Genomic DNA, 23,635 nt, shown 5'->3' with positions numbered 1-23,635 from the left:
TCAGGCGATTTCGAGGCACCGGGGTGCGGCGCCGGACCGGACCCCGGCACCCCCTCGCCGCTGGTGACGCGCGCCAGACGCCCCTTGGCTGCGGCCGGGAGGGCGTGGTAGCGTTGAAATAGAACAAAGATCAATGCCGGCGCCCAAGGGGCCGGAGGGGCGGGGAAACGAATGTGTGCACACCGATCGGTGCGGCTCTAGCGGCGCAGATGTGCGCCGCCTTTTTCTTTGACGGATCTTTATTTCTGCTTTTCGGGCGAGAAAGCGCATTGCCGTCTCGATAAACGGCCTGATTTCCCGCGCCCGATTTTCTAGCAAAACCTGTCCTGCGGCGGCCAAGGCGGAACGACGAATGGATTTGAACACCGTGCGGCAGGTCAAGTCGCCCTCCAGCGCTGACGAGGTTGCCGATTGGCCCGCGGGCCACGCCTGGCTGTCCGGCGGCACCTGGCTCATGTCCGAGCCGCAGCCCGGCATCGACACGCTGGTGGACCTGTTCGGCCTCGACTGGCCGCCGATGGTGGCGTCGGACGCGGGACTGGAGATCGCGGCCACCGCCACCATCGGCGCCCTCGCCGATTTCGCCGCCCCGCCGGACTGGACCGCCGCGCCTTTGCTGCGGGACTGCGCCCACGCGCTGCTCATGTCGTTCAAGGTGGCCGGTGTCGCCACCGTGGGCGGCAACATCTGCATGTCCCTGCCGGCTGGAGCCATGGTCGCCCTCACCGTGGCGCTGGAAGCTACTTACGTGCTGTGGCCCCGCGCCGGCGCGCCGCGCTCGGTGGCGGCGGTGGATTTCGTCACCGGCAACCATGCCAATGTGCTTAGGTCCGGCGAATTGCTGCGCGCCATCCATATTCCGGCGGCGGCCCTGAAGCGGCGCTTCGCCCTGCGCCGGGCGTCGCTGACCAAGCTCGGGCGCTCGGCGGCGCTGCTCATCGGCACCAGCGGGCCGCAGGGCGATCTTGTCCTCACCATCACCGCCGCCACTCCGCGCCCGGTGCAATTGCGCTTCGCGGCGACGCCGAGCGCGCAGGAGGTGCAGGCCGCGCTCGCGGCGGCGATCCCGGCCGATGGCTGGTTCGACGACGTCAACGGTACGCCCGCCTACAAGCGCCATCTCACCATGCATTTCGCGGAAGAGATCCGCGCCGAACTTGCAGCATCCGGGGGCGTGGCGTGACCTACAGCATCGACGGGCGGACCGTTTCCTCCGAGCCGCGTCCCGGCCAGTGCCTGCGCACCTTCCTGCGCGAGAGCGGCGCGCTGGGGGTGAAGAAGGGCTGCGACGCGGGGGATTGCGGCGCCTGCACCGTGTGGCTCGACGGGCGCCCGGTGCATTCCTGCCTCATGCCCGCCTTCCGGGCGAAGGGGCGTCAGGTCACCACCGTGCAGGGCCTCGCGCCGGGCAACGACCTGCATCCGGTGCAGCAGGCGTTTCTGGAGGCGCAGGCGTTCCAGTGCGGCTTCTGCGCCGCCGGCATGATCATGACGGTCGCCGCCCTCGATGACGCCCAGCGCGCCGACCTGCCGCGCGCGCTGAAGGGCAATCTGTGCCGCTGCACCGGCTATCGGTCCATCGCTGATGCGGTCCATGGCGTGGGCGCCACTGAGGCGGACGTGGCCGGCGCGGCCTGTGGCGCCAGCCTGCCCAATCCGTTCAGCGCCGGCATCGTCACCGGCCATGCGCGCTACACCATGGACGTGGACGCCACAGATCCCGCGCTCCACGGCCTCCTGCACCTGAAGGTGCTGCGCTCGCCCCACGCCCATGCGCGCATCCTGCGCATCGACAAGGCGAAGGCGCTGGCCATCCCCGGCGTGGTGGCGGTGTTCACCCACGAGGACGTGCCGAACAAGCTCTTCAGCACTGCCACCCACGAGGACCATCTGGTCGATCCCGACGACACCCTCATCCTCGACGAGGTGGCCCGCTTCGTCGGCCAGCGCATCGCCGCCGTGGTGGCGGAAACCGAGGGCGCGGCCGAGGCCGGCTGCCGGGCGCTGGAGGTGGACTACGAGATCCTGCCCGCCGTGTTCGATCCGGTCGAGGCCATGGCCGAGGGCGCGCCCCTGCTGCATCCCGGCAATGACGGCATCGGCGGCGCGGCGCGGGGCAATGTCTTCCTCGCCATCAAGGGCGAGGTGGGCAGCGTCGCCGAGGGCTTCGCGGCGGCCGCCGTGGTCCATGAGCAGACCTATTCCACCTCTCGCGTGCAGCACGCGCATCTTGAAACCCACGGCTCCATCGCCTGGCGCGACGGCGACGGGCGCATCCATGTGCGCACCTCCACCCAGGCGCCGTTCATCACCCACAAGAAGCTCTGCTATCTGTTCGGCATCTTCCCGCACGACCTGCATGTGTTCACCGAGCGGGTCGGCGGCGGCTTCGGCGGCAAGCAGGAGATGCTGACGGAAGATCTGTGCGTGTTCGCCACGCTCAAGCTCGGCCGGCCGGTGAAGTGGGAGTTCACCCGGCCCGAGGAATTCCTCGGCGCCACCACCCGCCACCAGATGACCACGCGGGTGAAGATCGGCGCCACGGCGGACGGCACGCTGACGGCGCTGGAGGTGCATGTGGTCTCCAACACCGGCGCCTATGGCGGCCATGGCGGGGAGACGCTGGCGGCGGCGCTGGGCAGCCCGCTCGCCGCCTATCGCTGCCCTGCCAAGAAGGCCGAGGGCCACGCGGTCTATACCAACGTCATCCCCGGCGGTGGCTTTCGCGGCTATGGCGCCTCGCAGACCTCGTTCGCCATCGAATGCGCGCTGGACGACCTCGCAGCCAAGCTCGGCATCGACCCCTTTGCCATCCGCCGCGCGAACATGATCCGGCCGGACGACGTGATCCAGTCGGTGTGGGCCGAGCCGAGCGACGTGTCCTTCGGCAGCTACGGGCTGGACCAGTGCCTCGACCTCGTGGAAGCGGAACTCGCCAGCGGCAAGGGCGAGCGGGCGCCCGAAGGCGACTGGGCCGAGGGCACCGGCGTGGCGCTGGCGGTGCTGGAGGCCGGGCCGCCCACCGAGCATCGTTCCGGCGGCGAGATGCGGCTGCTGGCGGACGGGACCTATCACCTCGCCGTGGGTTCCACCGAGATGGGCAACGGCTCGGTCACCGCCCATCGCCAGATCGCGGCCGCGGTGCTGGGCACGCGAGCCGACGCCATCGCCATCATCAATGCCGACACCGATCTGGCCCCCTACGACACCGGCACCTTTGCCAGCACCGGCACGGTGGTGGCCGGGCAGGCGGTGGAGCTGACGGCGCGGGCGCTGGCGGCCGAGATCCTCGGCTATGCCGCGCGCCGCACCAACACGGCGCCGGAGGACTGGCGGCTGTCGGCCGACGCGGTGGAAAGCGCCACGGCGCGCATCCCGCTCGCGGAACTCTACCGGCTCGCCGCCGCCGAGGGCCATCGCCTGGAGGCCAAGCGCAAGGCCTATCTCTCGCCACGCACCATCGGCTTCAACGTGCAGGGGGTGCGGCTTGCCGTGCACCGGGTGACGGGGGAGATCCGCATCCTCCACAGCGTGCATGCGGCCGACATCGGCCGCCTCATCAACCCGTTGCAATGCCGGGGGCAGATCGAGGGCGCTGTGGCCATGGGGCTGGGCTGGGCGCTCACCGAGCACATGGTGCATGACGCGCAGGGCAATGTGGTGAACGCGGCGCTGCGCAACTACCACATCCCCGCCTTCGCCGACACGCCGCGCACCACCGTGCTGTTCGCCGACACCCACGACACCATCGGCCCGCTGGGCGCCAAGGCCCAGGGCGAATGCGCCATCAACGCGGTGGCGCCGGCGGTGGCGAACGCGCTGGCCCAAGCCACCGGCGTGCGCTTTGCCCACCTGCCTTTCACCCCCGACCGCATCTTCGACCGGCTCGGCCGGGCGGCGGACGCGCCCAGATGAGCGGGGCGCCCGAAGGCTCGGTCACCATCGTCACGCAGACGCGGGTGCTGAAGGGCCAGGACCACGCCTTCGCCGACTGGCAGGAGGAGACCAAGCGCGTGATCGCCGGCTTTCCCGGCTTCATCGAGCAATCGGTGGCGCCCCCCGCGCCGCCGGCGCAGGTGGATTGGGTGATCCTCCAGCGCTTCGCCAGCACGCAGGATGCGGTGGGCTGGCTGAAGTCGCCGGAGCGCCTTGCGCGCATCTCCGGCGTGCAGCAGATGCTGGCGGGGCGCGACGACGTGCACCTGGTGCGCGACGGCGCCGCCGGGGTGCTGCCCTCGCCGGTGTCGGTGGTCATCTCCACCCGGCTGAAAAGCGGGCAGGAGGCGGCCTATCGCGCCTGGGAACAGCGCATGACGGCGCTGCAGAGCCGCGCGCCGGGCTTCGAGGGCTACCGGCTGGAGGCGCCCATTCCCGGCGTGCAGGAGGATTTCCTGGCGATCCTGCGCTTCGATACCCAGGAGCATCTGGAATCCTGGCTCGGCTCGCCCCAGCGCACCGCCATGCTGGAGGAGGCGCGAGCCTTCATCGAGGAGTTCCACACCCGCACCGTGCGCACCGGCTTCGAGCAATGGTTCTCCGCGCCCAAGGGCAAGCCGCCGGCGCCGTGGAAGCAGAACATGCTGGTTCTGCTCATGCTCTATCCGGTGGTGTTCCTGTTCGGCCAGCTGGTGCAGATCCCGCTGCTCATGGACCGGGCCGGGCTGCCGTTCGCGGTGGCGCTGTTCATCGGCAACGGGGCGAGCGTGCTGATGCTCGCCCGCCTCGTGCCCTGGGCCAGCCGCCGCTTCGACTGGTGGGTGCAGGCGGCATCGCCGCGCACCAATGCGCTTGGCATCGGCGTCATCCTCGCCCTCTACGCCGCAATGATGGCCGCCTTCGTGCGGCTCTGAGCGCAGACGGTTTCGAATCCGGGGGCGGGTTAGCCGGCTGGCTGCGGCTCCTCCTCGCGGTCGTGGCGGAAGGCGGCGTCGTAATCGGGCTCGGCGATGCCGCGCTTCCAGTAGCCGATGGCCACCACCGCGGCGCGCGCCACCTGTCGCTCGTTGACAAGGTGCGTCCGCGCGTCCCGCACGGCGGCGGATTCCGCCGCGATCCAGGCCGAGACGGCGAGGCCCTCCGGCACCCGGAGCGCGCGGATCCCATCGGCGATGAGCGTGGTGGTCCCGGCTGGCGCGCCGCGCCGGTAGAGCCACGTCAGGCTCACGCCGTCGGGCTTGTGGAGCGCGAGCGCATCGGCTTCGTCCTCCACCTCCAGCAGGGCCGCGCCCTGCGCGTGGGACGGCAGGTTTTCGAGGATGGCGGCGATGGAGGGCAGGCCGCAAGCATCGCCGGCGAGGATGTGGAAATCCGCCGGCGGCAGGGTGCGCCCGCCCGGCCCGCCGACCCCCACCACATCGCCCGGCCGGGCGCGCCGGGCAAAGCGCGCGGCGGGGCCGTGCCCGCCGTGGCAGGCGAAGTCCACCGACACTTCCCCGCGCAGCGGATCGAACCGGCGCACCGAGAAGGTGCGCACCGCCGGCCTGAACCCCTCGGCCGGCCAGATGGCGCGCCCGTCCGCCCCGGCGAGGGGCCATTGGGGGTGCTGCACCCCTTCGGGCGGGATCAGCAGCTTGATGTTGGGGCCGGTGCCGAAGCCCTCGATCTCCGCGCCGCCCAGCACGATGCGGCGCAGGCGCGGCGTGATCTGCTCGGTGCGCAGCACTTCCAGCACACGGATGCCGCGATAGCGCGCCGCGCGCGGTTCGGCTGTCATCAGCGTGCTCATTTGCCGGCCTCGACGGGTGGCTGTCGGGGTTGCGGCGCGAGGAACGTCTCCAGCCCCAGCAGCAGCGCGTGGGGCGCGGCCGAGGCGTGGGTCTGGCCGGGAAAGATGGTGAAGGTCACGTCCACCGGCGCGCCGGGCAGCGCCTGGAGCCGCGCGGCGAGCTCGCGCCCGCCGTCCACCATGCGGCGCTCGGCCTGCTTGCGGGCGGTGGCTTCCGCGTTGGCGCCGGTCCGCAGGGCGGGGTGCAGCTCCTGCTCGTAGGCGCCCACGGTGAGGACGAGGCGCTTGCGCGAAGTCGGCGACTCCTTCGGCAGGTGGCCGGCAAGGTGGCGGGCGAAGGCCGCCTCCTCCTGCGCGATGGCGCCATTCGCCCACCACACGGAGGGGCTCGCCGCCACATAGGTGGAGAAGGCCTCAGGCTGCGTGAACAGCACGTGCAACGTGAACAGCCCGCCGAAGGAATGGCCCATCAGCGCCTGCCGCGCCGGGTTCACCTTGAAGGATGCGGCGATGGCGGGCTTCAGCTCGTCCTCGATGAAGGCGAGGAAGGCGTCCGCACCGCCGGTGCCTTCGGGGGTGAGATAGGTCCAGGAGCCCTGCTCGGGCGTGGCGGGCGCGGACGTGAGGTCCTTCGCCCGCCGTGGCATGTTGATGGGCGCGTCGCCGGGATAGCCGATGGCCACCAGCACCGCTGGGTCCATGATCCCGCCCTGGGCGAGGGTGCCGCCGCGGGCGATATCGGCGAGGGTGCCCACCACCGAGTTGCCGTCCAGCACATAGGCCACCGGATAGCCCTCCGGCGGCGGCGGCACCTTCGGCACGGCGATGAAGATGCGGTAGGCGAGCCCGTCCCTGGAGACGAAGGCCCGCTCCTCAACCCCCGGCAGCGTCACCGGCTCGGCCGTGGCGGGCCGGATGCCGGCGAGGGTGGAAAGGGTGGCGGCGGCCGCCGCCAGATGGACGAGGGTGCGGATCATAGTCAGTAGCTCGCGCTCACCTTCAGCCAGTAGCCGCGTGGCTCGCCATAGAAGTTGAACACGGATGTGGAGCCGACGCGGGTATAGTAGACTTCGTCGAGAATGTTGGTGGCGGTGAAGGTCGCCTTCCAGTTGTCGTTGAACTTGTAGCCCACCTGGGCGTCCACGGTGGTGTAGCCGTTCTCGGTCAGCGTCACGCCGCCGGACTTGGTGTAGAAGCTGGAGAGGATCTTGACGCCGCCGGCCACGTGCCACCCCCTGAGCATGGGGTCCTGGAACTCGTACTTGGTCCACAGGTTGTAATTGTGCTTCGGCGTGTAGGTGCTGAAGCCCGCCGTGAGCTGCGCCGCGGTGGCGGTGAGATATTCGGTCTCCGAATAGGTGTAGCCGGCATAGATTTCCCAGCCCGGCGCCAGCTTGCCGCTGACCTCCACTTCCCAGCCCGAGACCTGGACCTCGCCGGATGCCACGTAGACGTTGGCGGTGTTGGTGGCGAGGGCGCGGTTGTTGTCGCGGATCAGGAACATGGCGGCCGAGGCATTGAGCGCGCCGTCGAGGAAGGAGCCCTTCAGCCCGCCCTCGTACTGGTAGCCCTGCCGGGGCTGGAGCGCATCGCCGGCCGCGTCCAGCTCGGTCTGCGGGGTGAAGGTGGCGGTGTAGCTGCCGTAGAACGAGACGTCCTTGGTCAGGTCGATGACGAAGCCCGCATAGGGCAGGACCTTGTTGTCGATATCCACGCTGCTGGAGGTGGCGGTGATCTTGTTGGTGGCGACGGTGAGGGTGGTCACGTCCGACGTGGAATCATACCAGGCGAGACGCCCGCCGAGGATGAGGTGCACCTGGTCCAGCGGGTTGATGCGGGCCTGGGTGTAGAGCCCGTACTGGTTGGGATCGGTGACGCTCTCGCGGTTGTAGATGGTGGCCGGCTCGGCCACCGCCCACGGGTTGAAGGCATAGATGTTGTAGGTGCCGGGCAGGCTGGTGGAGGTGGGCGCCCACTGGGTCTGGTCCACCGCGCGGAAGTCGGCGCCCACGGTGAGGTTGTGTTCCTGCCCCAGTACCGTGAACGGCGTCGACACATGGGCATCGCCCGAGAGCGAGGTCTCCTGCACCTTGGCCGCTGTGTACTGCATGGTGAAGTTGCCACGGGTCGCGGCCGCGGTGCTCACGGCCGAGGCGCCATAGGCGTATTTGTAGTCGATGTTCCGGTCGGAATAGCGCAGCGAGGCCTTGGCCTCGCCGCCGTTGGCGAGGTCGTGTTTCACCTCCGCCAGATAGTCGGTGGTCTCGTTGTTGAAGCGGTTCCACAGGCCGCCCACGAAGGTGGAGCGCGGCACGTTCAGCAGCTGGCCCACGCCGCCGCCCAGATTGATGGCGGGCAGGCCGTTGAACGGCAGCATGTCGCGTTCCTGATGCCAGGCGTAGAGCGACAGGGTGGTGTTCTCGGTGATGTCGAAGGCGAGGGTGCCGTAGCCGACCCAGACCTGGTTCTCGTTGTAGTTCACGAACGAGTTGCGGTCCTGGTAGGCGCCGCCGATGCGGGCGCGCACCGTGCCCTTCTCATTGAGCTTGCCGCCTGCATCCACTTCCGCGCGCAGGAAGTCCCACGAGCCGTAGCTCAAATCCGTGTTCAGGAAATACTTTTCGGTGGCCGGCTTCAGCGTGCCGTTGATGATGCCGCCCGGCCCCGCATTGTTGCCGCCGGCGCCGCCGTAGAACAGGCCGGCGGGGCCTTTCAGCACGTCGAGCCGGTCGAAGATGAAGAGGTCCGGCTGGGTGCCGAGGATGGAGGAGAGCGGCGCCGGCAGGCCGTTGACCAGCAGGGTGTCGATCTCGAACCCGCGCGAGAAGATGGACGAGCGGCCCTGGTCGTTGGCCAGCACGACCATGCCGGTGGTGCGCCGCATGGCGTCCTCCAGCTGGGTGAAGTTCTGGTCGTCCATGCGCTGGCTGGTGACGGTGGAGATGGATTGCGGGATCTCGCGCACCGGCGTCGGGCTGCCGACCCCGATGGTGGTCTGCGAGGCCGTGTAAGTGTCCTTGCCCTCGGTGAGGACCGCGCTGTCCTGCGTGCCCTCCACGTTCACGGTGTCGAGGCTGACGTCCGCCGTCTGGGCCTCGGCGCGGCCGGCGAGAAGCACCGAGGCCAAAATCGCTGACGACAAAACCGCTGACGACACGAGGGCGACGCCCGCGAGACATGAAGGCCGTGTGGCAGAAGCCGGCACCTGCGCCGAAAGTCGAAATGGCCTCATAACACTCCCCGTCTCATGACCAAGCAATCAAGGCTGTACCGCTGGAGGGGGAGTTTTACGTTTTTCGCCAATATGTTCTTTTGCCGGACGTTGCAATTCGTTTGTGCCATCGTCAAAAATATGGAACTGATCGAACTCGATCCAGGCAGACACCTTCTATTTTTGAATAATAATAAATACATGGTGGCGCAAAGCGGTTGACAGCGTGTGGCCCACCAAGTCCTTCTTGGGGGTATGACCGAACCCCGCCCTCCCCATCGCCGTCGTGCAGCACCGGCGGCCGCGCCGACCATGCGCGGCGCGGCGGCCACGGGTGTCGGCGCCGGGTCGGGCGAGGCCGCCGGCCATCTGGTGCGCTGCGCGGACATCGCCGCCTTGTCCCATCTCGCCGGCACGGAATTCGCCGTCACCGCGCCCCGCGCCATGAGGGACGGTGCCGTGCTGCGGGGCCGCTACCTGATGACCGCCCTGCGCAGCGGCGCTGTGCTTCATGCCACCGACGCGCGGGACCTCCACGATCTCACCAGCCAGGTGGTGCACGCGGAGGGCGTGACCCTTAGCCTGTTCCTGGAAGGCCACGCCAATGTCCAGCTGGGCGGCCGTCCGTTCCGGTTCGGGCCGGCGCGGACCGGCGAGGCGGAGGCGGCCTTGCTGGTCCGCGCCGAGCCCGACCTCTTCGTCCGCAAGGGGCAGCGCGGGCTGCGCGTGCGCAAGGTGAACGTCACCATCCCGGCCGACTGGCTGGAGCAGGCGCAGTTCGAGCAGATGGATCGCGCCGGCGCGGTGCGGCGCGTCAGCGGCGAGCATCTCTCCAGCCTGCGCTGGCAACCCTCGCCGCGGCTCCTAGCCTTGGCCGAGCAGGTGCTGGCCGTGCCGCCCTACGGGGCATTCCTGCGCGACCTCTACGTGGAGAGCCGGGTGATGGAGATGCTGTTCGAGGCCTTCTCGGCCGTGGGCGATGCCGGCCCTCCGCTGGAACGCCCCCGGCCGCGCCTGAAGCAGCGCATGTGGCAGGTGCAGGACTATCTGGAAGCCCATCTCTGCGACAGCCTGAGCCTGGACGCGGTGGCGCAGGAGGCGGGTATGAGCGTCACCAGCCTGCAGCGCGCCTTCCGCGCCACCTTCGGCACCACCGTGTTCGACCATGTGCGCGGCCGCCGGCTGGAGCGCGCCCGCGACGCGCTGCTCACCGAAGGCGTGAGCGTCACCGAGGCCGCCACCGTCGCCGGCTACACCTCCGCCGCCAATTTCTCCACCGCCTTCAAGCGCGCCTTCGGAATGCCGCCCAAAGCCGCGCGATGAGGTGCGGCCCATCCCCGCGTTCGATACCTGATGAGGAGCCGCGTTTTCTTCGTGCGAGCGGCCGTTTTATTTGCGAGATCGTCATGCGTGCCATTGAAACGTGCGAAGCCGAACGTGTTTGCGCCTTGCAGATTGCATCCCCGAAAGGCGGCCGCCGCCTGACGCGGCGCGCGGCCCTCGGCGTTCTCGCCGCCGCCCTTGCCCCGCTCGCCCTTGCCCCGTTCACGACCCTGCCGGCCTTCGCCGACAGGGTCGTGGATCACGCCCGTGGCCGGACGACCATTCCCGAGCATCCGCGCACGACGCTGGTGTTCGACATCGCCGCCCTCGACACGCTGGATGCGCTGGGTATCGCGGTGGCGGGGGTGCCGGGATCCAACCTGCCGGACTATCTCGCCAAGTATCGCGACCCCCGCTATCTCAAGATCGGCACCCTGTTCGAGCCGGACTACGAGGCGGTGAACGCCGCCGCGCCGGACCTCATCATCGTGGGTCCCCGCTCGGCGGCGAAATATGCCGACCTTTCGAAGATCGCGCCCACCCTCGACCTGACGGTGCCGTCCGACCGCTTCGTCGCCGGCACCAAGGCCAATGTGGAGTTGCTCGGGCGCATCTTCGACCGGCAGCCGCAGGCCGAAGCCCTCACCGCGCGCATGGATGCCGCCATCGCCCGCGTGAAGGCGCTGGCACCGAAGGTCGGCACGGTGCTGATGGTGATGGTCAACGGCGGCAAGCTCACCGCCTTCGGCGCCGGCTCGCGCTACGGCTGGATCTATGATGATCTCGGCCTGACGCCCGCGGCGAGCAGCGCCACCACCGTCGCCCATGGCGAGGTCATCTCCTTCGAGTACATCCTGAAGACGGATCCCGATTGGCTGCTGGTGCTCGACCGCGACGCGGCGGTGGGGCACGGCGGCGCGGCCGCCCGCGCGGTGCTGGACAACGATCTCATCGCCGCCACCCGCGCCGCCAAGTCCGGGCGCATCCTCTATCTCGACCCGGTGCGCTGGTACATCGTCGGCAGCGGCGGCGCGGCCCTGCCCACCATCACCGAGGATCTGGCGGCGGCCCTCGAAGCCCGGCAGGGCAAATAACGATGGCGGACCCGAGGCCGGGCCCCGGTCCGGCGCCGTCGGACCGCGCGGAGCTGGCGCGGCTCGGCCTCGCGCTGGCGGGCGTTCTGGCGCTGTCGGCGCTGAGCGTGGGGGTGGGGGTCGGCGACATGGGCCTTGCGGCACTGGTGTCCGGGCGTGGCGCCGGCGGCGAGGGCGGGCATGGGCTCCTGCTGCTGCTCGCGAGCCGCGTGCCACGCACGCTGGCGCTGCTGTTCGCAGGCCTGTCCATGGGCGTGTGCGCGGCGCTGATGCAGATGCTGTTCCGCAACCGCTTCATCGAACCCACCACCGCCGGCACCGCCGATGCGGCGAGCCTCGGCCTGCTCTGCGCGACCCTGCTTTCCCCCGGCCTGCCGCTGCTCGGCAAGATGCTGGTGGCCGCCGCGTTCGCGCTGGCCGGCACCTTCCTGTTCCTGCGGATCGTCGATCGCATCGCCTTCCGCGGGGCGGTGGTGGTGCCGCTGGTGGGGCTCATGCTGGGGGGCGTGATCAACGCCCTGACCACCTTCATCGCCTATCGCACGGACCTGCTCCAGTCCCTCGCGGCCTGGACCACCGGGGATTTCTCCGGCGTGCTGCGCGGGCGCTACGAGCTGCTGTGGCTCTGCGTGGTGCTGGCCGTCATCGCCTATGCGGCGGCGAACCGTTTCACCGTCGCCGGGCTCGGCGACACCTTCGCGCGCAATCTTGGGCTGGATTATCGCCGCATCGTGGCTCTGGGACTTGTCATCGTCGCGCTGGCGACGGCGGCCGCCATCGCCACGGCGGGGACTGTGCCCTTCCTCGGCCTGCTGGTCGCCAACGGAGTGGGGCTCATCATGGGCGACAATTTGCGCCGCACCCTGCCGTGGATCGCGGTGTCCGGCGCCGCCTTCCTCCTCGCCTGCGACATCCTCGGCCGCCTCATCCGCTATCCCTACGAGATCCCGGTGGGCACGGTGGCGGGGGTCGTGGGCAGCGCGGTGTTCCTCTATCTGCTGCTGGGGCGGCGCCTGCGCCTTGGCTGACGCGCACACCATAAGGGCACGGCGGGTGCTCCTCCTGCTGGCGCTGGCGACGTTGGTCGCCATGGCCTGCTTCATGACGGTTGGGGCGCGGGGCAATTGGGGCTTCGTCCTGTCCCTGCGCGGCGGCAAGCTGGCGGGCCTCGTGCTGGTGGGGGTGGCGGTGGCGGTGGCCACCGTGCTGTTCCAGACCCTGACCGAGAACCGCATCCTCACCCCCGCCGTGATGGGCTTCGATGCGCTCTATGTGGCGCTCCAGACCGCTCTGGTGTTCGTCCTCGGCGGACATGGGGCGGCATCGCTCGATCCCCGCCTGCGCTTTGCCGGCGAGGCGCTGGTGCTGGCGGTGGTGGCACTCGGCATCTTCCGCTTCCTGTTCGACGGGCGGCGCGGCTTCCATCTCGTGGTGCTGGCGGGGCTCGTCTTCGGCATCCTGTGCCGGGGGCTCGCCAACCTCCTCCAGCGCATCATCGATCCCAACGCCTTCTCGGTGCTGCAATCGCTGATGTTCAGCCGCTTCAACGTGATGGACACCAGCCTGCTGCCGGTGGCGGCGGGGGCGATCCTTGCCGCCGGGGTGCTGGCGTGGCGCCTCGCCCCCACCCTCGACGTGCTGGCGCTGGGGCGGGACACGGCGATCAATCTCGGTGTCGACCACCGGCGCATGGTCACCCTGCTCCTCCTCGTCATCGCCGTTCTGGTCTCGGTCTCCACGGCGCTGGTGGGGCCGGTGCTGCTCTTCGGCCTTTTGGTGTCGAACCTCGCCTATCTCGCCCTCGGCACCGACCGCCATCGCTACACCCTGCCGGGCGCGGCGTTGATTGCCGTCGCCTGCCTCGCCGGGGGCCAGACCGTGCTCGAGCGCGGGCTCGGATACGACGGGGCGCTGAGCGTGGTGATCGAGTTCACCGGCGGCATCGTCTTCATCCTGCTGCTTCTGAGGGGCACCCGGCCGTGATCGAGATCGCCCACGTGTCGAAATCCTACGGCGCCACCCGCGTCCTCGACGATGTCAGCCTCAGCCTGCCGGCGGGCGGCCTCACCGCCGTCATCGGCCCCAACGGGGCGGGCAAGTCGACGCTTTTGTCCATCGCGGCGCGGCTCCTGCCGCCGGACCATGGCAGCGTGCACGTGGACGGGCTCGACGTGTTCGCCACCCCCGGCGCGGTGCTGGCCAGGCGCATGGCCATCCTGCGGCAGGCCAACCAGATCACGCCGCGCCTGACAGTGGGCGAACTGGTGGCGTTCGGGCGCTTTCCCTATTCCCACGGGCGCCTGACCCGCGAGGACGGGGAAAAGATCGCCGAGGCCATCGCCTACGTCGACCTCGCTGGGCTTTCGGATCGCCTCCTGGACGAATTGTCCGGCGGCCAGCGCCAGCGCGCCTTCATCGCCATGGTGCTGGCGCAGGACCCGGCCTGCCTGCTGCTCGACGAGCCGCTCAACAACCTCGACATGAAGCACGCCGCCGCCACCATGCGCCTCCTGCGCCGCGCCGCCGACGAGCTGGGCAAGACCGTGGTGGTGGTGATCCACGACATCAACTTCGCCTCCTGCCACGCCGACCGCATCGTCGCCATGAAGGACGGCCGGCTGCTGTTCTCCGGTGGGCCGGACGAAGTGATGCGGGAGGACGTGCTGCGCGCCATCTACGACATGGAGGTGGCGGTGCACGAGGTGAACGGCGCGCGGCTCGGCGCCTATTATCGCTGACGCCGCTGTCAGCCGCCCTGCGCGGCGGCGGCATCGGCCTGCGGCAGCCAGATGGCGAATAGGGCACCCTGTCCCGGCGGGCTCGCAAGGCTCATGGTGCCGCCGGCCCGGTCCACCAAGGTGAAGCTGATGGAGAGGCCGAGGCCGGTGCCGGCCTTGTCGCCGCCTTGCGGCTTGGTGGTGAAGAAGGGATCGAACACCCGCGCCACATGCTCTGGCGCGATGCCGGGGCCGGTGTCCGCCACCGCGATGGAGACCCCCGCGCGCCCGTTGTGCGCCGCATCGCGGGTTCGCAGGGTGAGGGTCCCGCCCCGCGGCATGGCGTGGGCGGCGTTGACCATCAGGTTGATGAGCACCTGTTGCAGCTCCACCCGGTTCATGAGGACGAGGCGCGTCGCGCTCTCGTCCCGCACCACCTCGATCTCGCCGCGCCCGAGCAGGTACTGCACCAGCACCAGCGCATCGCCGATCACCTCGGACGACGCCACCGGCTCGAGGTGCCCGGCGAACTCGGCCGGCCGGGCGAACTGGAGCAGCTTCGACACGATGATGGTGATGCGGTGGACCTGCTGGTCGATGAGGTTGAACTCGGTGCGCACGGGGGCAGCCGCCGGCCCCAGCACGTCGCGCGCCACATCGAGGTTGCCCTGGATGACCGCCACCGGATTGTTGATCTCGTGGGCCACCCCCGCCGTGATCTCGCCGATAGCCGCCAGCTTCTCCGACATCACCAGCTGGCGCTGGGTGGCGGCAAGCTCCGCGTTGGCGGCCTTCAGCTCCGCCGTGCGGACGGCGACGCGGCCGTCGAGCTCCTGCGCCCAGCGCCTGAGCTCGGCGTCGCGCTGCTGGAGCAGGTCCAGCATGCCGTCGAGATGGTGGGCGACGCGGCCGATCTCGTCGGAGGTGGCGGCAACCCCGGTGCGTGCTGAGAGCGTGCCGGCCTCCACCTGCGCGATGGTGGCGTTCATGGCCTCCAGCGGCCGGAAGATGCCGGCGGCCCAGCGCAGTAGCACGGGACTGGCGATGAGCGCCACCAGCAGGAAGCCGATGCCCACCGCCGCAAGGCTCGCCCGCTTCAGCGCCAGGAACGGCGCCTCCAGGAAGCCCACATAGAGCATGCCGATGCGCTGGCCTTTGCTGTCCACCACCGGCTCGTAGGCGGAGATGTACCAGTCGTTCACCACGAAGGCGCGGTCGAGCCACACCCGGCCCTCGCCCAGCACCGCGTCGCGCACCTCCTTCGACACGCGGGTGCCCAGCGCCCGGCGACCCTCGAACAGGCGCACGTTGGTGGAGACGCGCACGTCGTCCACGAACAGGGTGGCGGTGCCGGCGCTGCCCTCGGGCAGGCTGCCGGGGCGGTAGACGAGGTCGTTGATGGTGTCGATGAAATCGAGATTCTGGTTGAGCAGGATGCCGCCCACCAGCGCCCCTTTCCGCGTGCCGTCCGAAAGCTGCACCGGGGTGCCGGATTGCACCACCATGCCCCGGTCCTCGGCATCGCGCGCGGTGGGCACGGCGCCGGGGGTGGGGACGAGGGCGATATGGGCACGCGCCGCAAGCTCGGGGGAGAGGCGGGCGAGCTGGTCCGGACCGAAGATGTCGATCTGCGTGGAGGCCTGCCCCTCAAGCGCCCGGCGCTCCACCAGCCACAGGCGCGCTTCCGGACCATCCTGCACCGAGGGCGGGGAGGCGGCGATACGGCGGCCCTGCGGGTCCAGCAGGTAGAGGAAATCGAGCCCCATGGTGCGGCGGCGGGCATCGAGGAAGTCGGCCATGGCGGCGCCGTCGCCGGCCTCTGCCACCCGGGCGAAGGCGACCGATTCCCCCAGCGCGTGCAGGGTCTCGTCGGATCGCTCCATGAGGCGGTCGAGATACTGCCGGGCGATGGTGAGGTCGCCCGCGACTTTCGAGATGAGCAGGTGGTCGAACTGGCGCGTCCACCACGTCACCACCAGCGCCAGAACCGCCGGCATGATGATCAGCGTCGGCAAAAGCGCGATGGCCAGCAGCCGCGCCCGCACCGAGCGCAGGCGGGAGAACAGGCGCCTCGGTGCGGCCTGCGCCGCCGGTTCAGGCATTCCAGGCTTTCAGCTTGCGGTCGAGGGTCTTGCGCGAGACACCGAGGCGACGCGCCGCCTCCGCCCGGTTGCCGCCGGCTTCGCCCAGCACCTTGAGCATATGGGCCTTCTCCACCGCGCCGAGGGCCTGCGGGAGGGCGTCCGTGTCCTCCACCGCCGGTTCCTCGTCGGCGTCGGGCACCACGTCGCTGGGGAATTCGCCGAGGATGAGCGAGCGCTCGATGACGTTGCGCAGCTCGCGCACATTGCCGGGCCAGTCGTAGCGGGCGAGGGCGCGCAGCACTCCCGCCGTCAGGTCGAGGGGCGGCACGCCGAGCTGGGCCGACAGCTCGGCCATGAACAGGTGGGCCAGCGGCTCCACGTCCGGCGCTCGCTCGCGCAGGGGCGCGAGGTGGATGTTGACCACGTTGAGCCGGTAATAGAGATCCTGCCGGAAGCGGCCCTGCGCCACCGCCGTGGCGAGGTCGCAATTGGTGGCGGCGATCAGGCGCACGTCCACCGGCACCTCGCGCTCGGCGCCCACCGGACGCACCTTCTTGTCCTCGATGACGCGCAGCAGCTTCGATTGCATGGCGGGCGGCAGCTCGCCCACCTCGTCGAGGAACAGGGTGCCGCCCTGGGCATAGAAGAACAGCCCCTCGCGGGAGGAGGCGGCGCCGGTGAAGGCGCCCTTCAGGTGGCCGAACAGCTCGCTCTCGATGATCTCGGGGGCGATGGCGGCGCAGTTCACCGGCACGAACGGCTTGCCGGCGCGGGGCGAGACATCGTGCAGGGAGCGGGCGGTGACCTCCTTGCCGGTGCCGGATTCGCCGGTCACCAGCACGGTGGTGGGCATGGGGCCGACGCGCTCGATCATGCCCCGCACGGTGCGGGTGGCGTTGGAAGCGCCCACCATGGCGCCGACGCCGGGCAGGGCTTTCAGCTCGCGGCGCAGCACGAAATTCTCGCGCATCAGCCGGCCCCGGTCGAGGCAGCGGGCGATGGCGTTGAGGATCTGGTTGGAGCGGAACGGCTTCAGCACAAAGTCCGCCGCCCCGGCGCGCAGCGCCTTGATGGCGGTTTCCAGGTCCGCGAAGGCGGTGATGAGGATCACGTCCCGGTAGAAGCCCGAGCCGCGCAGCTCCTCCAGCCATTCGAGGCCGGTGCGCCCGGCCATGATGTTGTCGAGGATGATGAGGTCGAAGGGCGTCGCCTCCAGCAACCGCGAGGCCGCCGCCACGTCCGCCGCCTCCGCCACGTGCCGGCAGCGGGAGGCGAGCATGCGCACGAGGAAGTTCCGCATGCCGGGCTCGTCGTCCACCACCAGGATGGAGGCGCCGGCGAGATGCGGGCTGAAGGCGATGTCGCCGGCGGCGTGCTGGGTCGCCTCCTGCGGGGCATCGGCGGTGGTGGCCATCAGGTCTCGATCGTCCTTCTGCGACCCCCGCCGGCACCCCATCCGGCGCCCGCTGAGGGTCCTGCGCGAAAGACGCGTCGTGTGGCCCGCCGCTGGCGCGCCATCCGTCCCGCCTTTCCTCCCCGATGCCGCCGCCGCGTCTTGTGGAGCGCGGGATCGCCGGTCATCGCCCCATCCATCGCGCAAATCGCGGCAACGGGCAAATGGCGAAAGGTCCGGCGCGCCCTTTGCTCAGGGCGGGAGCGCGCCGGAAAGGGGCGGGGATCAGTGGAAGAGGATCACCGCCTTCTGCAGGGTGATCCAGACGCCCCAGGCCAGCGGCACGCCCACCACCAGCCACGCCGCGACCACCAGTGGCAGCGGGGTGGAGCCGGAGGCCACGGGGGTGGAGCCGCGCGCCAGGATGGTGACGCCGCCATCCTTCGCCTCTTCCTCGAAGTCCTCGAAGTCGGCGTGGGCGTCCTCCTTGGCGAGGGCGGCCTTGCTCATCTTCTTGAGGTCCTCGTCCTTCATGTAGAGGTGCTCGGCCACGGGACGGACCAGGAGGTTGCACACGAGGCCCAGCACCAGCAGCCCGGCGAGGATGTACATGGTCTGGTCGTAGGCGGCCTCGCGGGGGATGCCGGAGGCGATCTGGTATTCGCGCAGATAGTTCACCAGCACCGGGCCGAGCACGCCGGCGGTGGCCCATGCGGTGAGCAGGCGGCCGTGGATGGCGCCCACCATGTGGGTGCCGAAGATGTCGGCCAGATACGCGGGGATGGTGGCGAAGCCGCCGCCGTAGAACGACAGGATGATGCAGAAGGCGCCCACGAACAGCACCACCGAGCCCATGTGCGCGGTGGTGGGCACCAGCGCATAGAGGCCGAAGCCCAGCACGAAGAAGATGGCGTAGGTCATCTTCCGTCCGAGCTTGTCGGAGAAGGAGGCCCAAAGGAACCGCCCGCCGATGTTGCACAGGCTGAGCAGGCCGGTGAAGCCGGCGGCGATGGCGGCGATTTGCGCCTTCTGGCCGGCATCGAGCTGGGAGAAGGTGAGGTCGAGGCCGATGAGCCGCCCGCCGAACACCTCCTGCAGCATGGGCGAGGCCATGCCGATGACGCCGATGCCCGCCGACACGTTGAGGCACAGCACCGCCCACAGCAGCCAGAATTGCGGGGTGCGCCAGGCCACGTTCAGGTGCACGTGGCGGTGGGTGACCATGGCGTTGGCGGCGGCGGCCGGCGCCGTCCAGCCCTTGGGCGCCCAGCCCTCGCGTGGCACCCGATAGCTGAGCGCGCCGCCCACCATGAACACGAAATAGAGGGCCGCCATCACCAGGAAGGTCTGCCACACGCCCACCGAGGTGGGAGAGGCGAAATGCTGCATCAGGATGTTGGCCAGGGGCGCGCCGATCATGGCACCGCCGCCGAAGCCCATGATGGCCATGCCGGTGGCCATGCCGCGCCGGTCCGGAAACCACTTGATGAGGGTGGACACCGGCGAGATGTAGCCGAGCCCGAGGCCGATGCCGCCGATGACACCGGAGCCGAGCCACAGCATCCAGATCTGGTGCAGGTAGACCCCCGCCGCCGAGATCACGAGGCCGCCGCACCAGCAGAAGGCGGAGACGAGGCCGGCCTTGCGCGGCCCCGCCGTCTCCAGCCAGCCGCCCCAGATGGCGGCGGAGGAGCCGAGCAGCACGAAGAACAGGGTGTACATCCAGCCCAGCGCCGAGATTTGCCAGTCGCAGGAGGTGGCGAACAGGGCGGCCACCGCGCTCATGTCGGCCGGGCAGGCGACGGGCGCGCTGACGCCCACGGCCCGCGACAGCGGCAGCCAGAACACGCTGAAGCCGTAGGCCATGCCGATGCACAGATGGATGGCGAGGGCCGCCGGCGGCACCAGCCAGCGATTGAAGCCGGCCGAGGCGACGGTGCGCTCCCGGCTCAGAAACGGGGGTGGCGCGAACGCGGTGACGGACATGTTTCCTCCAGCTTTTCTTGTTTGGCGCGCCGCCTTTGGCCGACGCGCGGCACGCCCGCCTAGCAAGGGCAGGGCCAGCGAGCGGGGGCTTGATCCGTCAAGGGCTTGGCTTGGCTCGGCCGGGCGCGGATGGACAAATTGTCCAGTCCGGCCGGCCCCGCGTGGGGAGCGACGGCCAAACTGTCGCAGGGGCGGGGCTTCGGCGCCGCCGGCTTGGGGCCGGTGGGCGGGGCCGCCCGCGCGCGGGTGGCGGGCGCAGCGTCTCGGCTCTCCCGTCATGTCCTAAATCGTGGCTTATTCGACATTTGAGACATAGGCCGCCAGACCTATGGTTCTCCCATCAGAGCCGGCGACGGGGCCGGACAGAGGGGAACAGGCACATGAGCACCAAGGGAACTGCCGTCATCACGGGCGCGTCTTCCGGCATCGGCGCCATCTATGCGGAGCGGCTCGCCGCGCGCGGCCACGACGTGATCCTGGTCGCCCGCAACGCCGAGCGGCTGGCGCAGCAGGCGGAGCGGATCGGCGCGCGCCATGGCGTCTCCGTCCGCGTCTTCAACGCCGACCTGACCGATGCGGCGCAACTGCGGCAGGTGGAGGCGCTGCTTCGGGAGGACGACACCATCAGCGTCCTCGTCAACAATGCCGGCTTCGGTGGGGCCGGGACGCTGCTCCAGTCCGACGTGGACCGCATGGAGGAGATGGTGGCCATCAACGTCACCGCCGTCATGCGCCTGACCTATGCGGTGGCGCCGCGCTTCGTGGCGCGCGGAGCTGGCACCATCATCAACATCTCGTCCATCGTCGCCATCGGGCCGGAGGTGCTGAACGGGGTCTACGGGGGCACCAAGGCCTTCGTGCTCGGCTTCAGCCAGTCGCTGCGCAAGGAACTGGCCGACACCGGCGTCGCCGTGCAGGTGGTGCTGCCGGGCGCCACCGCCACCGCCTTCTGGGATGCCGCCGGCCTGCCCGTCGACCAGCTGCCGCAGGCCTGGGTAATGTCGGCGGCGGATCTGGTGGACGCGGCGCTGGCCGGCCTCGACCGGGGCGAGTTCGTCACCATCCCCTCGCTTCAGGACGGCGCGCAATGGGAGGCCTATGAGGCGGCGCGCCAGGCCATGCTGCCCAACCTCTCCAGCGCCAAGGTCGCCCCGCGCTATACTGCGACAGCTGCGGCCTGATCCATGAGCTGCCGCCGGAAGGCCCGGCGGCAGCGTCTGCGTCAATAGGGGGTGAGGTCGAAATGCCAGGTATTGGCTTCGTGGTGTTCGACGGCTTCCAGATCATGGGCCTTGCCGCCCTCTCGGTTTTCGAGATGGCGAATGGCGTCCTGGGGCGGCCGGCCTATGAGGTGCATGTCCTCTCCGAGCATGGCGGTCCGGTGCGCAACTCCCTCGGCTTCGCCATCGAGACTGCGCCGTTCGGGGCGCAGATCCATGACACCACCATCACCATCGGGTCGCTGGTGGTGAAGCCCTCCTCGCCCGCGCTGCTGGATTATCTGCGCACCGCCGGCGCCGCCTCCCGGCGCGTCGCCGGCATCTGCACCGGGGCCTATGTGCTGGCGGAAGCCGGGCTGCTCGACGGCCGCCGTGCCACCACCCACTGGGCCCATGCGCGCCACTTGCAGAGCCTCTATCCGCGCGTGCGGGTGGAGGCAGACCGCATCTTCAGCGCCGACGGCAATGTGTGGACCTCGGCGGGCATGAGCGCGGGCATCGACCTTGCCCTCGCGCTGGTGGAAGACGATTTCGGGCAGGAGGTGGCGAAGGCCACCGCGCGCAACATGGTGGTCTATCTGCGCCGGCCCGGCGGCCAGTCGCAATTCTCCACCCTGCTGGAGCTGGAGCCGAAATCGGACCGCATCCGCCGCGCGCTGGTCTATGCCAAGGAGCACCTCACCCATCCGCTCTCGGTGGAGGAACTGGCCGAGACCGCCAACCTCAGCCCGCGCCAGTTCAGCCGCCTGTTCCGTGAGGAGACCGGCCAGTCGCCGGCCAAGGCGGTGGAGCACCTGCGCCTGGAGACGGCGCGCATGCTGATGGAGGAGGGCCATCGCTCCATGGACGAGGTGGCCCGCGAGACCGGCTTTGCCGATCGCGAGCGCATGCGGCGGGCCTTCGTGCGCACCTTCGGGCAGCCGCCCCAGGTGATCCGCCGCGCGGAGGTCATTCGCCGCGCCGCCGAGGCCGTGCGCGGGTCCGGCCTCAACTGAGCCTCACGCGGCGCCCGGGACGGGGCGCCGCTCGCGGACCGCGACGATGGCCGCCGCCGCGAGGATGCAGAGCACGCCGGCCACGAAGAAGGCGGGCAGGTAGGTCTGGTAGAAGGTCCGGCTGTAGCCCGCGCCATAGGCTGCCGCCGCCGCCCCGAGCTGATGGCCGGCGAAGATCCAGCCGAACACCAGGTTGGCGCGCTCGCCGAAGCGGTCGGCTGTGAGCTTCACCGTGGGCGGCACCGTCGCCACCCAGTCGAGGCCGTAGAAGACCGCGAACAGGGACAGTCCGTAGAAGCTGAAATCGGTGAAGGGCAGATAGAGCAGCGACAGTCCGCGCAGCCCGTAATACCAGAACAGCAGCCAGCGGCTGTCGAAGCGGTCGGACAGCCAGCCCGAACCCACCGTGCCGATGAAATCGAAGATGCCGATCATGGCCAGCATGCCCGCCGCCGTCACCGCAGCCATGCCGTAGTCGCCGCACAGGGACACGAAATGGGTCTGCACCAGCCCGTTGGTGGAGGCGCCGCAGATGAAGAAGGTGGCGAACAGCACCCAGAAGGTGGGCGTGCGCGCCGCATCCCGCAGCGCCACCAAGGGCGAGGCCAGCATGGCGCCGAACGTCGTGGGCAGCACCGGAACCGGCGGCGGCACGCTGGCGCCATAGGGTAGCAAGCCCACGTCGGACGGCCGGTCGCGCATGAAGAGGAGCACGCACACCACCGCCACCAGCAGCATGGCCAGCACCAGGCCGAGGGCGTTGCGCCAGCCCAGCGCATCGGTGAGCCGGGCAAGGAGCGGCAAAAACACCAGCTGGCCGGTGGCGGTGCTCGCCGTCAGCAGACCCAGCACGAGGCCGCGGCGCTGGGCGAACCAGCGCGTCGCCACAGTGGCGCCCAGCACCATGGCGGTGAGGCCGGTGCCAACCCCTACCACCACGCCCCACAGCAGCACCAGGTGCCAGAGCCTGGTCATGGCGAAGGAGCCGACCACGCCGGCGGCGATCAGCGTCAGCGCCACGGTTGCCACCGGGCGGATGCCGAAGCGGTTCATGAAGGCGGCGGCGAACGGGCCGAGCAGGCCGAACAGCATGAGGCGCACCGCGAAGGCGGAGGAGATGTCGGAGGTGGCCCAGCCGAATTCCGATTGCAGCGGCCCGATGAGCACGCCCGGCGCCCCCACCGCGCCGGCGGTCACCAGCATGGTGAGGAAAGTCACCGCCGCCACCGCCCAGCCATAGTGGATGCCCCTGCGGGCGAGGAGGGCGGCGAGCCGGGGCGCGCGGGTGGGGAAATCGGTCGGTGCGTTCATGGGGTGTCCAATCTACGGGTATATGCCCGTTTATGTCCGCAAAAATCACACGGCGTGCGCAATGGCGCGCAGGGCCTCGATCTTGTCCGCGCCCAGGCGCTTCTCGATCTGGCGCTGGCAGGCCTCCCACAGGGGAGTTGCCGCCGCCAGCGCCTCGACCCCGTGTGGGGAGAGGCTGACCACCGCCTCGCGCTGGTCCTCGCCGCGCCCGGTCTGTACCAGGCCATCGCGCTCCAGCACCTTGACGTTCCGACCGATGGTGGAACGGTCGAGATCGGCGACGCGGCCAAGCTCGGTGAGGCTCACCTGCTGGCGGTTCTGGATCATCCGCAGCAGCGCATATTGCGCGATGTTGATCCCCACCGGCGCCAGCGCCGCGTCATAGGCGGCGGCGACCTTCCGGGTGGCGGTGCGCAACAGGGTGCAGTAGCAGGACGATGTCATGTATGTGCATATACCCGTTTATTGTACCGGTGTCCATGCTTCACCGGATCGCGGGCGGAGCGGCGCGCGGAGGCCGGACATGCAACAGCGCCGGAGCATGCTCCGGCGCTGTGTTTTCCACTCCGCCCTGTG

At 69.8% G+C, this 23,635-nt stretch carries 18 protein-coding genes; 10 read left to right on the top strand and 8 right to left on the bottom strand.

What is annotated here, in order from left to right; all coding sequences use genetic code 11:
* Positions 1-352: 352 nt before the first annotated feature.
* Genes FZ033_RS14350 through FZ033_RS14340 form a run of 3 tightly spaced genes read left to right on the top strand, consistent with a single transcriptional unit; the run spans position 353 to position 4,850 of the window.
* Positions 353-1,183, top strand: a complete 831-nt coding sequence (locus FZ033_RS14350) for an FAD binding domain-containing protein (protein WP_149576804.1) — start codon at positions 353-355, stop codon at positions 1,181-1,183.
* Positions 1,180-3,915 (top strand): molybdopterin-dependent oxidoreductase, encoded by a 2,736-nt coding sequence (locus FZ033_RS14345; RefSeq protein ID WP_149576803.1) that lies wholly within the window; start codon positions 1,180-1,182, stop codon positions 3,913-3,915. Before FZ033_RS14350 ends, FZ033_RS14345 begins: the two co-directional genes overlap by 4 nt.
* The gene (locus tag FZ033_RS14340; protein WP_149576802.1) at positions 3,912-4,850 is read left to right on the top strand and encodes an antibiotic biosynthesis monooxygenase; all 939 of its coding nucleotides are present in this window, start codon (positions 3,912-3,914) and stop codon (positions 4,848-4,850) included. The genes FZ033_RS14345 and FZ033_RS14340 overlap by 4 nt, the downstream gene beginning before the upstream one ends.
* A 29-nt stretch (positions 4,851-4,879) precedes the next feature.
* Here the strand turns inward: FZ033_RS14340 and FZ033_RS14335 are convergent, their stop codons facing one another.
* The 3 genes from FZ033_RS14335 to FZ033_RS14325 are packed head-to-tail and all read right to left on the bottom strand — an operon-like array spanning position 4,880 to position 8,882.
* Complete coding sequence (locus FZ033_RS14335) at positions 4,880-5,713, bottom strand: siderophore-interacting protein (protein ID WP_149576801.1); 834 nt, start codon at positions 5,711-5,713, stop codon at positions 4,880-4,882.
* An 8-nt stretch (positions 5,714-5,721) separates the two neighbouring features.
* On the bottom strand, positions 5,722-6,702 hold the full coding sequence (locus FZ033_RS14330) for an alpha/beta hydrolase (RefSeq protein WP_149576800.1): 981 nt from the start codon (positions 6,700-6,702) through the stop codon (positions 5,722-5,724).
* A 2-nt stretch (positions 6,703-6,704) separates the two neighbouring features.
* Positions 6,705-8,882, bottom strand: coding sequence for a TonB-dependent siderophore receptor (locus tag FZ033_RS14325; protein ID WP_210247901.1), 2,178 nt, complete (start codon positions 8,880-8,882; stop codon positions 6,705-6,707).
* A 366-nt stretch (positions 8,883-9,248) separates the two neighbouring features.
* Between FZ033_RS14325 and FZ033_RS14320 the strand changes: the two genes are divergently transcribed.
* The 5 genes from FZ033_RS14320 to FZ033_RS14300 all read left to right on the top strand — a co-directional run bounded on the left by FZ033_RS14320 (position 9,249) and on the right by FZ033_RS14300 (position 14,091).
* Entirely contained in the window at positions 9,249-10,259 is a 1,011-nt protein-coding gene (locus FZ033_RS14320; RefSeq protein ID WP_210247900.1) for a helix-turn-helix transcriptional regulator, read from the top strand.
* A 125-nt stretch (positions 10,260-10,384) separates the two neighbouring features.
* Positions 10,385-11,353 (top strand): siderophore ABC transporter substrate-binding protein, encoded by a 969-nt coding sequence (locus FZ033_RS14315; RefSeq protein ID WP_210247899.1) that lies wholly within the window; start codon positions 10,385-10,387, stop codon positions 11,351-11,353.
* A 53-nt stretch (positions 11,354-11,406) separates the two neighbouring features.
* The gene (locus FZ033_RS14310) at positions 11,407-12,381 is read left to right on the top strand and encodes an ABC transporter permease (protein ID WP_232847497.1); all 975 of its coding nucleotides are present in this window, start codon (positions 11,407-11,409) and stop codon (positions 12,379-12,381) included.
* Positions 12,382-12,442: 61 nt separating this feature from the next.
* Positions 12,443-13,336, top strand: a complete 894-nt coding sequence (locus FZ033_RS14305) for an iron chelate uptake ABC transporter family permease subunit (protein ID WP_149576989.1) — start codon at positions 12,443-12,445, stop codon at positions 13,334-13,336.
* Positions 13,333-14,091, top strand: coding sequence for an iron ABC transporter ATP-binding protein (locus tag FZ033_RS14300; RefSeq protein WP_149576795.1), 759 nt, complete (start codon positions 13,333-13,335; stop codon positions 14,089-14,091). Before FZ033_RS14305 ends, FZ033_RS14300 begins: the two co-directional genes overlap by 4 nt.
* A gap of 8 nt (positions 14,092-14,099) precedes the next feature.
* On the opposite strand, the gene FZ033_RS14295 is transcribed toward FZ033_RS14300, so the two are convergent.
* From FZ033_RS14295 to FZ033_RS14285, 3 genes are all read right to left on the bottom strand, one after another.
* Positions 14,100-16,172, bottom strand: a complete 2,073-nt coding sequence (locus tag FZ033_RS14295; RefSeq protein ID WP_149576794.1) for a sensor histidine kinase — start codon at positions 16,170-16,172, stop codon at positions 14,100-14,102.
* Positions 16,165-17,568, bottom strand: coding sequence for a sigma-54-dependent transcriptional regulator (locus tag FZ033_RS14290; RefSeq protein ID WP_188079492.1), 1,404 nt, complete (start codon positions 17,566-17,568; stop codon positions 16,165-16,167). Before FZ033_RS14290 ends, FZ033_RS14295 begins: the two co-directional genes overlap by 8 nt.
* Positions 17,569-17,832: 264 nt before the next feature.
* Complete coding sequence (locus tag FZ033_RS14285; RefSeq protein WP_149576793.1) at positions 17,833-19,533, bottom strand: OFA family MFS transporter; 1,701 nt, start codon at positions 19,531-19,533, stop codon at positions 17,833-17,835.
* Between the two features lie 380 nt (positions 19,534-19,913).
* Between FZ033_RS14285 and FZ033_RS14280 the strand changes: the two genes are divergently transcribed.
* Positions 19,914-20,714: an SDR family NAD(P)-dependent oxidoreductase gene (locus FZ033_RS14280; protein ID WP_149576792.1), complete on the top strand. Its 801-nt coding sequence runs from the start codon at positions 19,914-19,916 to the stop codon at positions 20,712-20,714.
* 62 nt (positions 20,715-20,776) lie between these two features.
* The gene (locus FZ033_RS14275) at positions 20,777-21,748 is read left to right on the top strand and encodes a GlxA family transcriptional regulator (RefSeq protein WP_149576791.1); all 972 of its coding nucleotides are present in this window, start codon (positions 20,777-20,779) and stop codon (positions 21,746-21,748) included.
* A gap of 3 nt (positions 21,749-21,751) precedes the next feature.
* Here FZ033_RS14275 and FZ033_RS14270 read toward each other — a convergent pair whose 3' ends face one another.
* Together FZ033_RS14270 and FZ033_RS14265 are read right to left on the bottom strand one after the other, a co-directional pair.
* The gene (locus FZ033_RS14270; RefSeq protein ID WP_149576790.1) at positions 21,752-23,059 is read right to left on the bottom strand and encodes an MFS transporter; all 1,308 of its coding nucleotides are present in this window, start codon (positions 23,057-23,059) and stop codon (positions 21,752-21,754) included.
* A 45-nt stretch (positions 23,060-23,104) separates the two neighbouring features.
* On the bottom strand, positions 23,105-23,503 hold the full coding sequence (locus FZ033_RS14265; RefSeq protein WP_149576789.1) for a MarR family winged helix-turn-helix transcriptional regulator: 399 nt from the start codon (positions 23,501-23,503) through the stop codon (positions 23,105-23,107).
* Between the last annotated feature and the right edge of the window lie 132 nt (positions 23,504-23,635).

It is taken from the genome of Xanthobacter oligotrophicus (assembly GCF_008364685.1).
Lineage (GTDB): Bacteria > Pseudomonadota > Alphaproteobacteria > Rhizobiales > Xanthobacteraceae > Xanthobacter > Xanthobacter oligotrophicus.
This window is presented reverse-complemented; position numbering and strand designations above follow the sequence as displayed.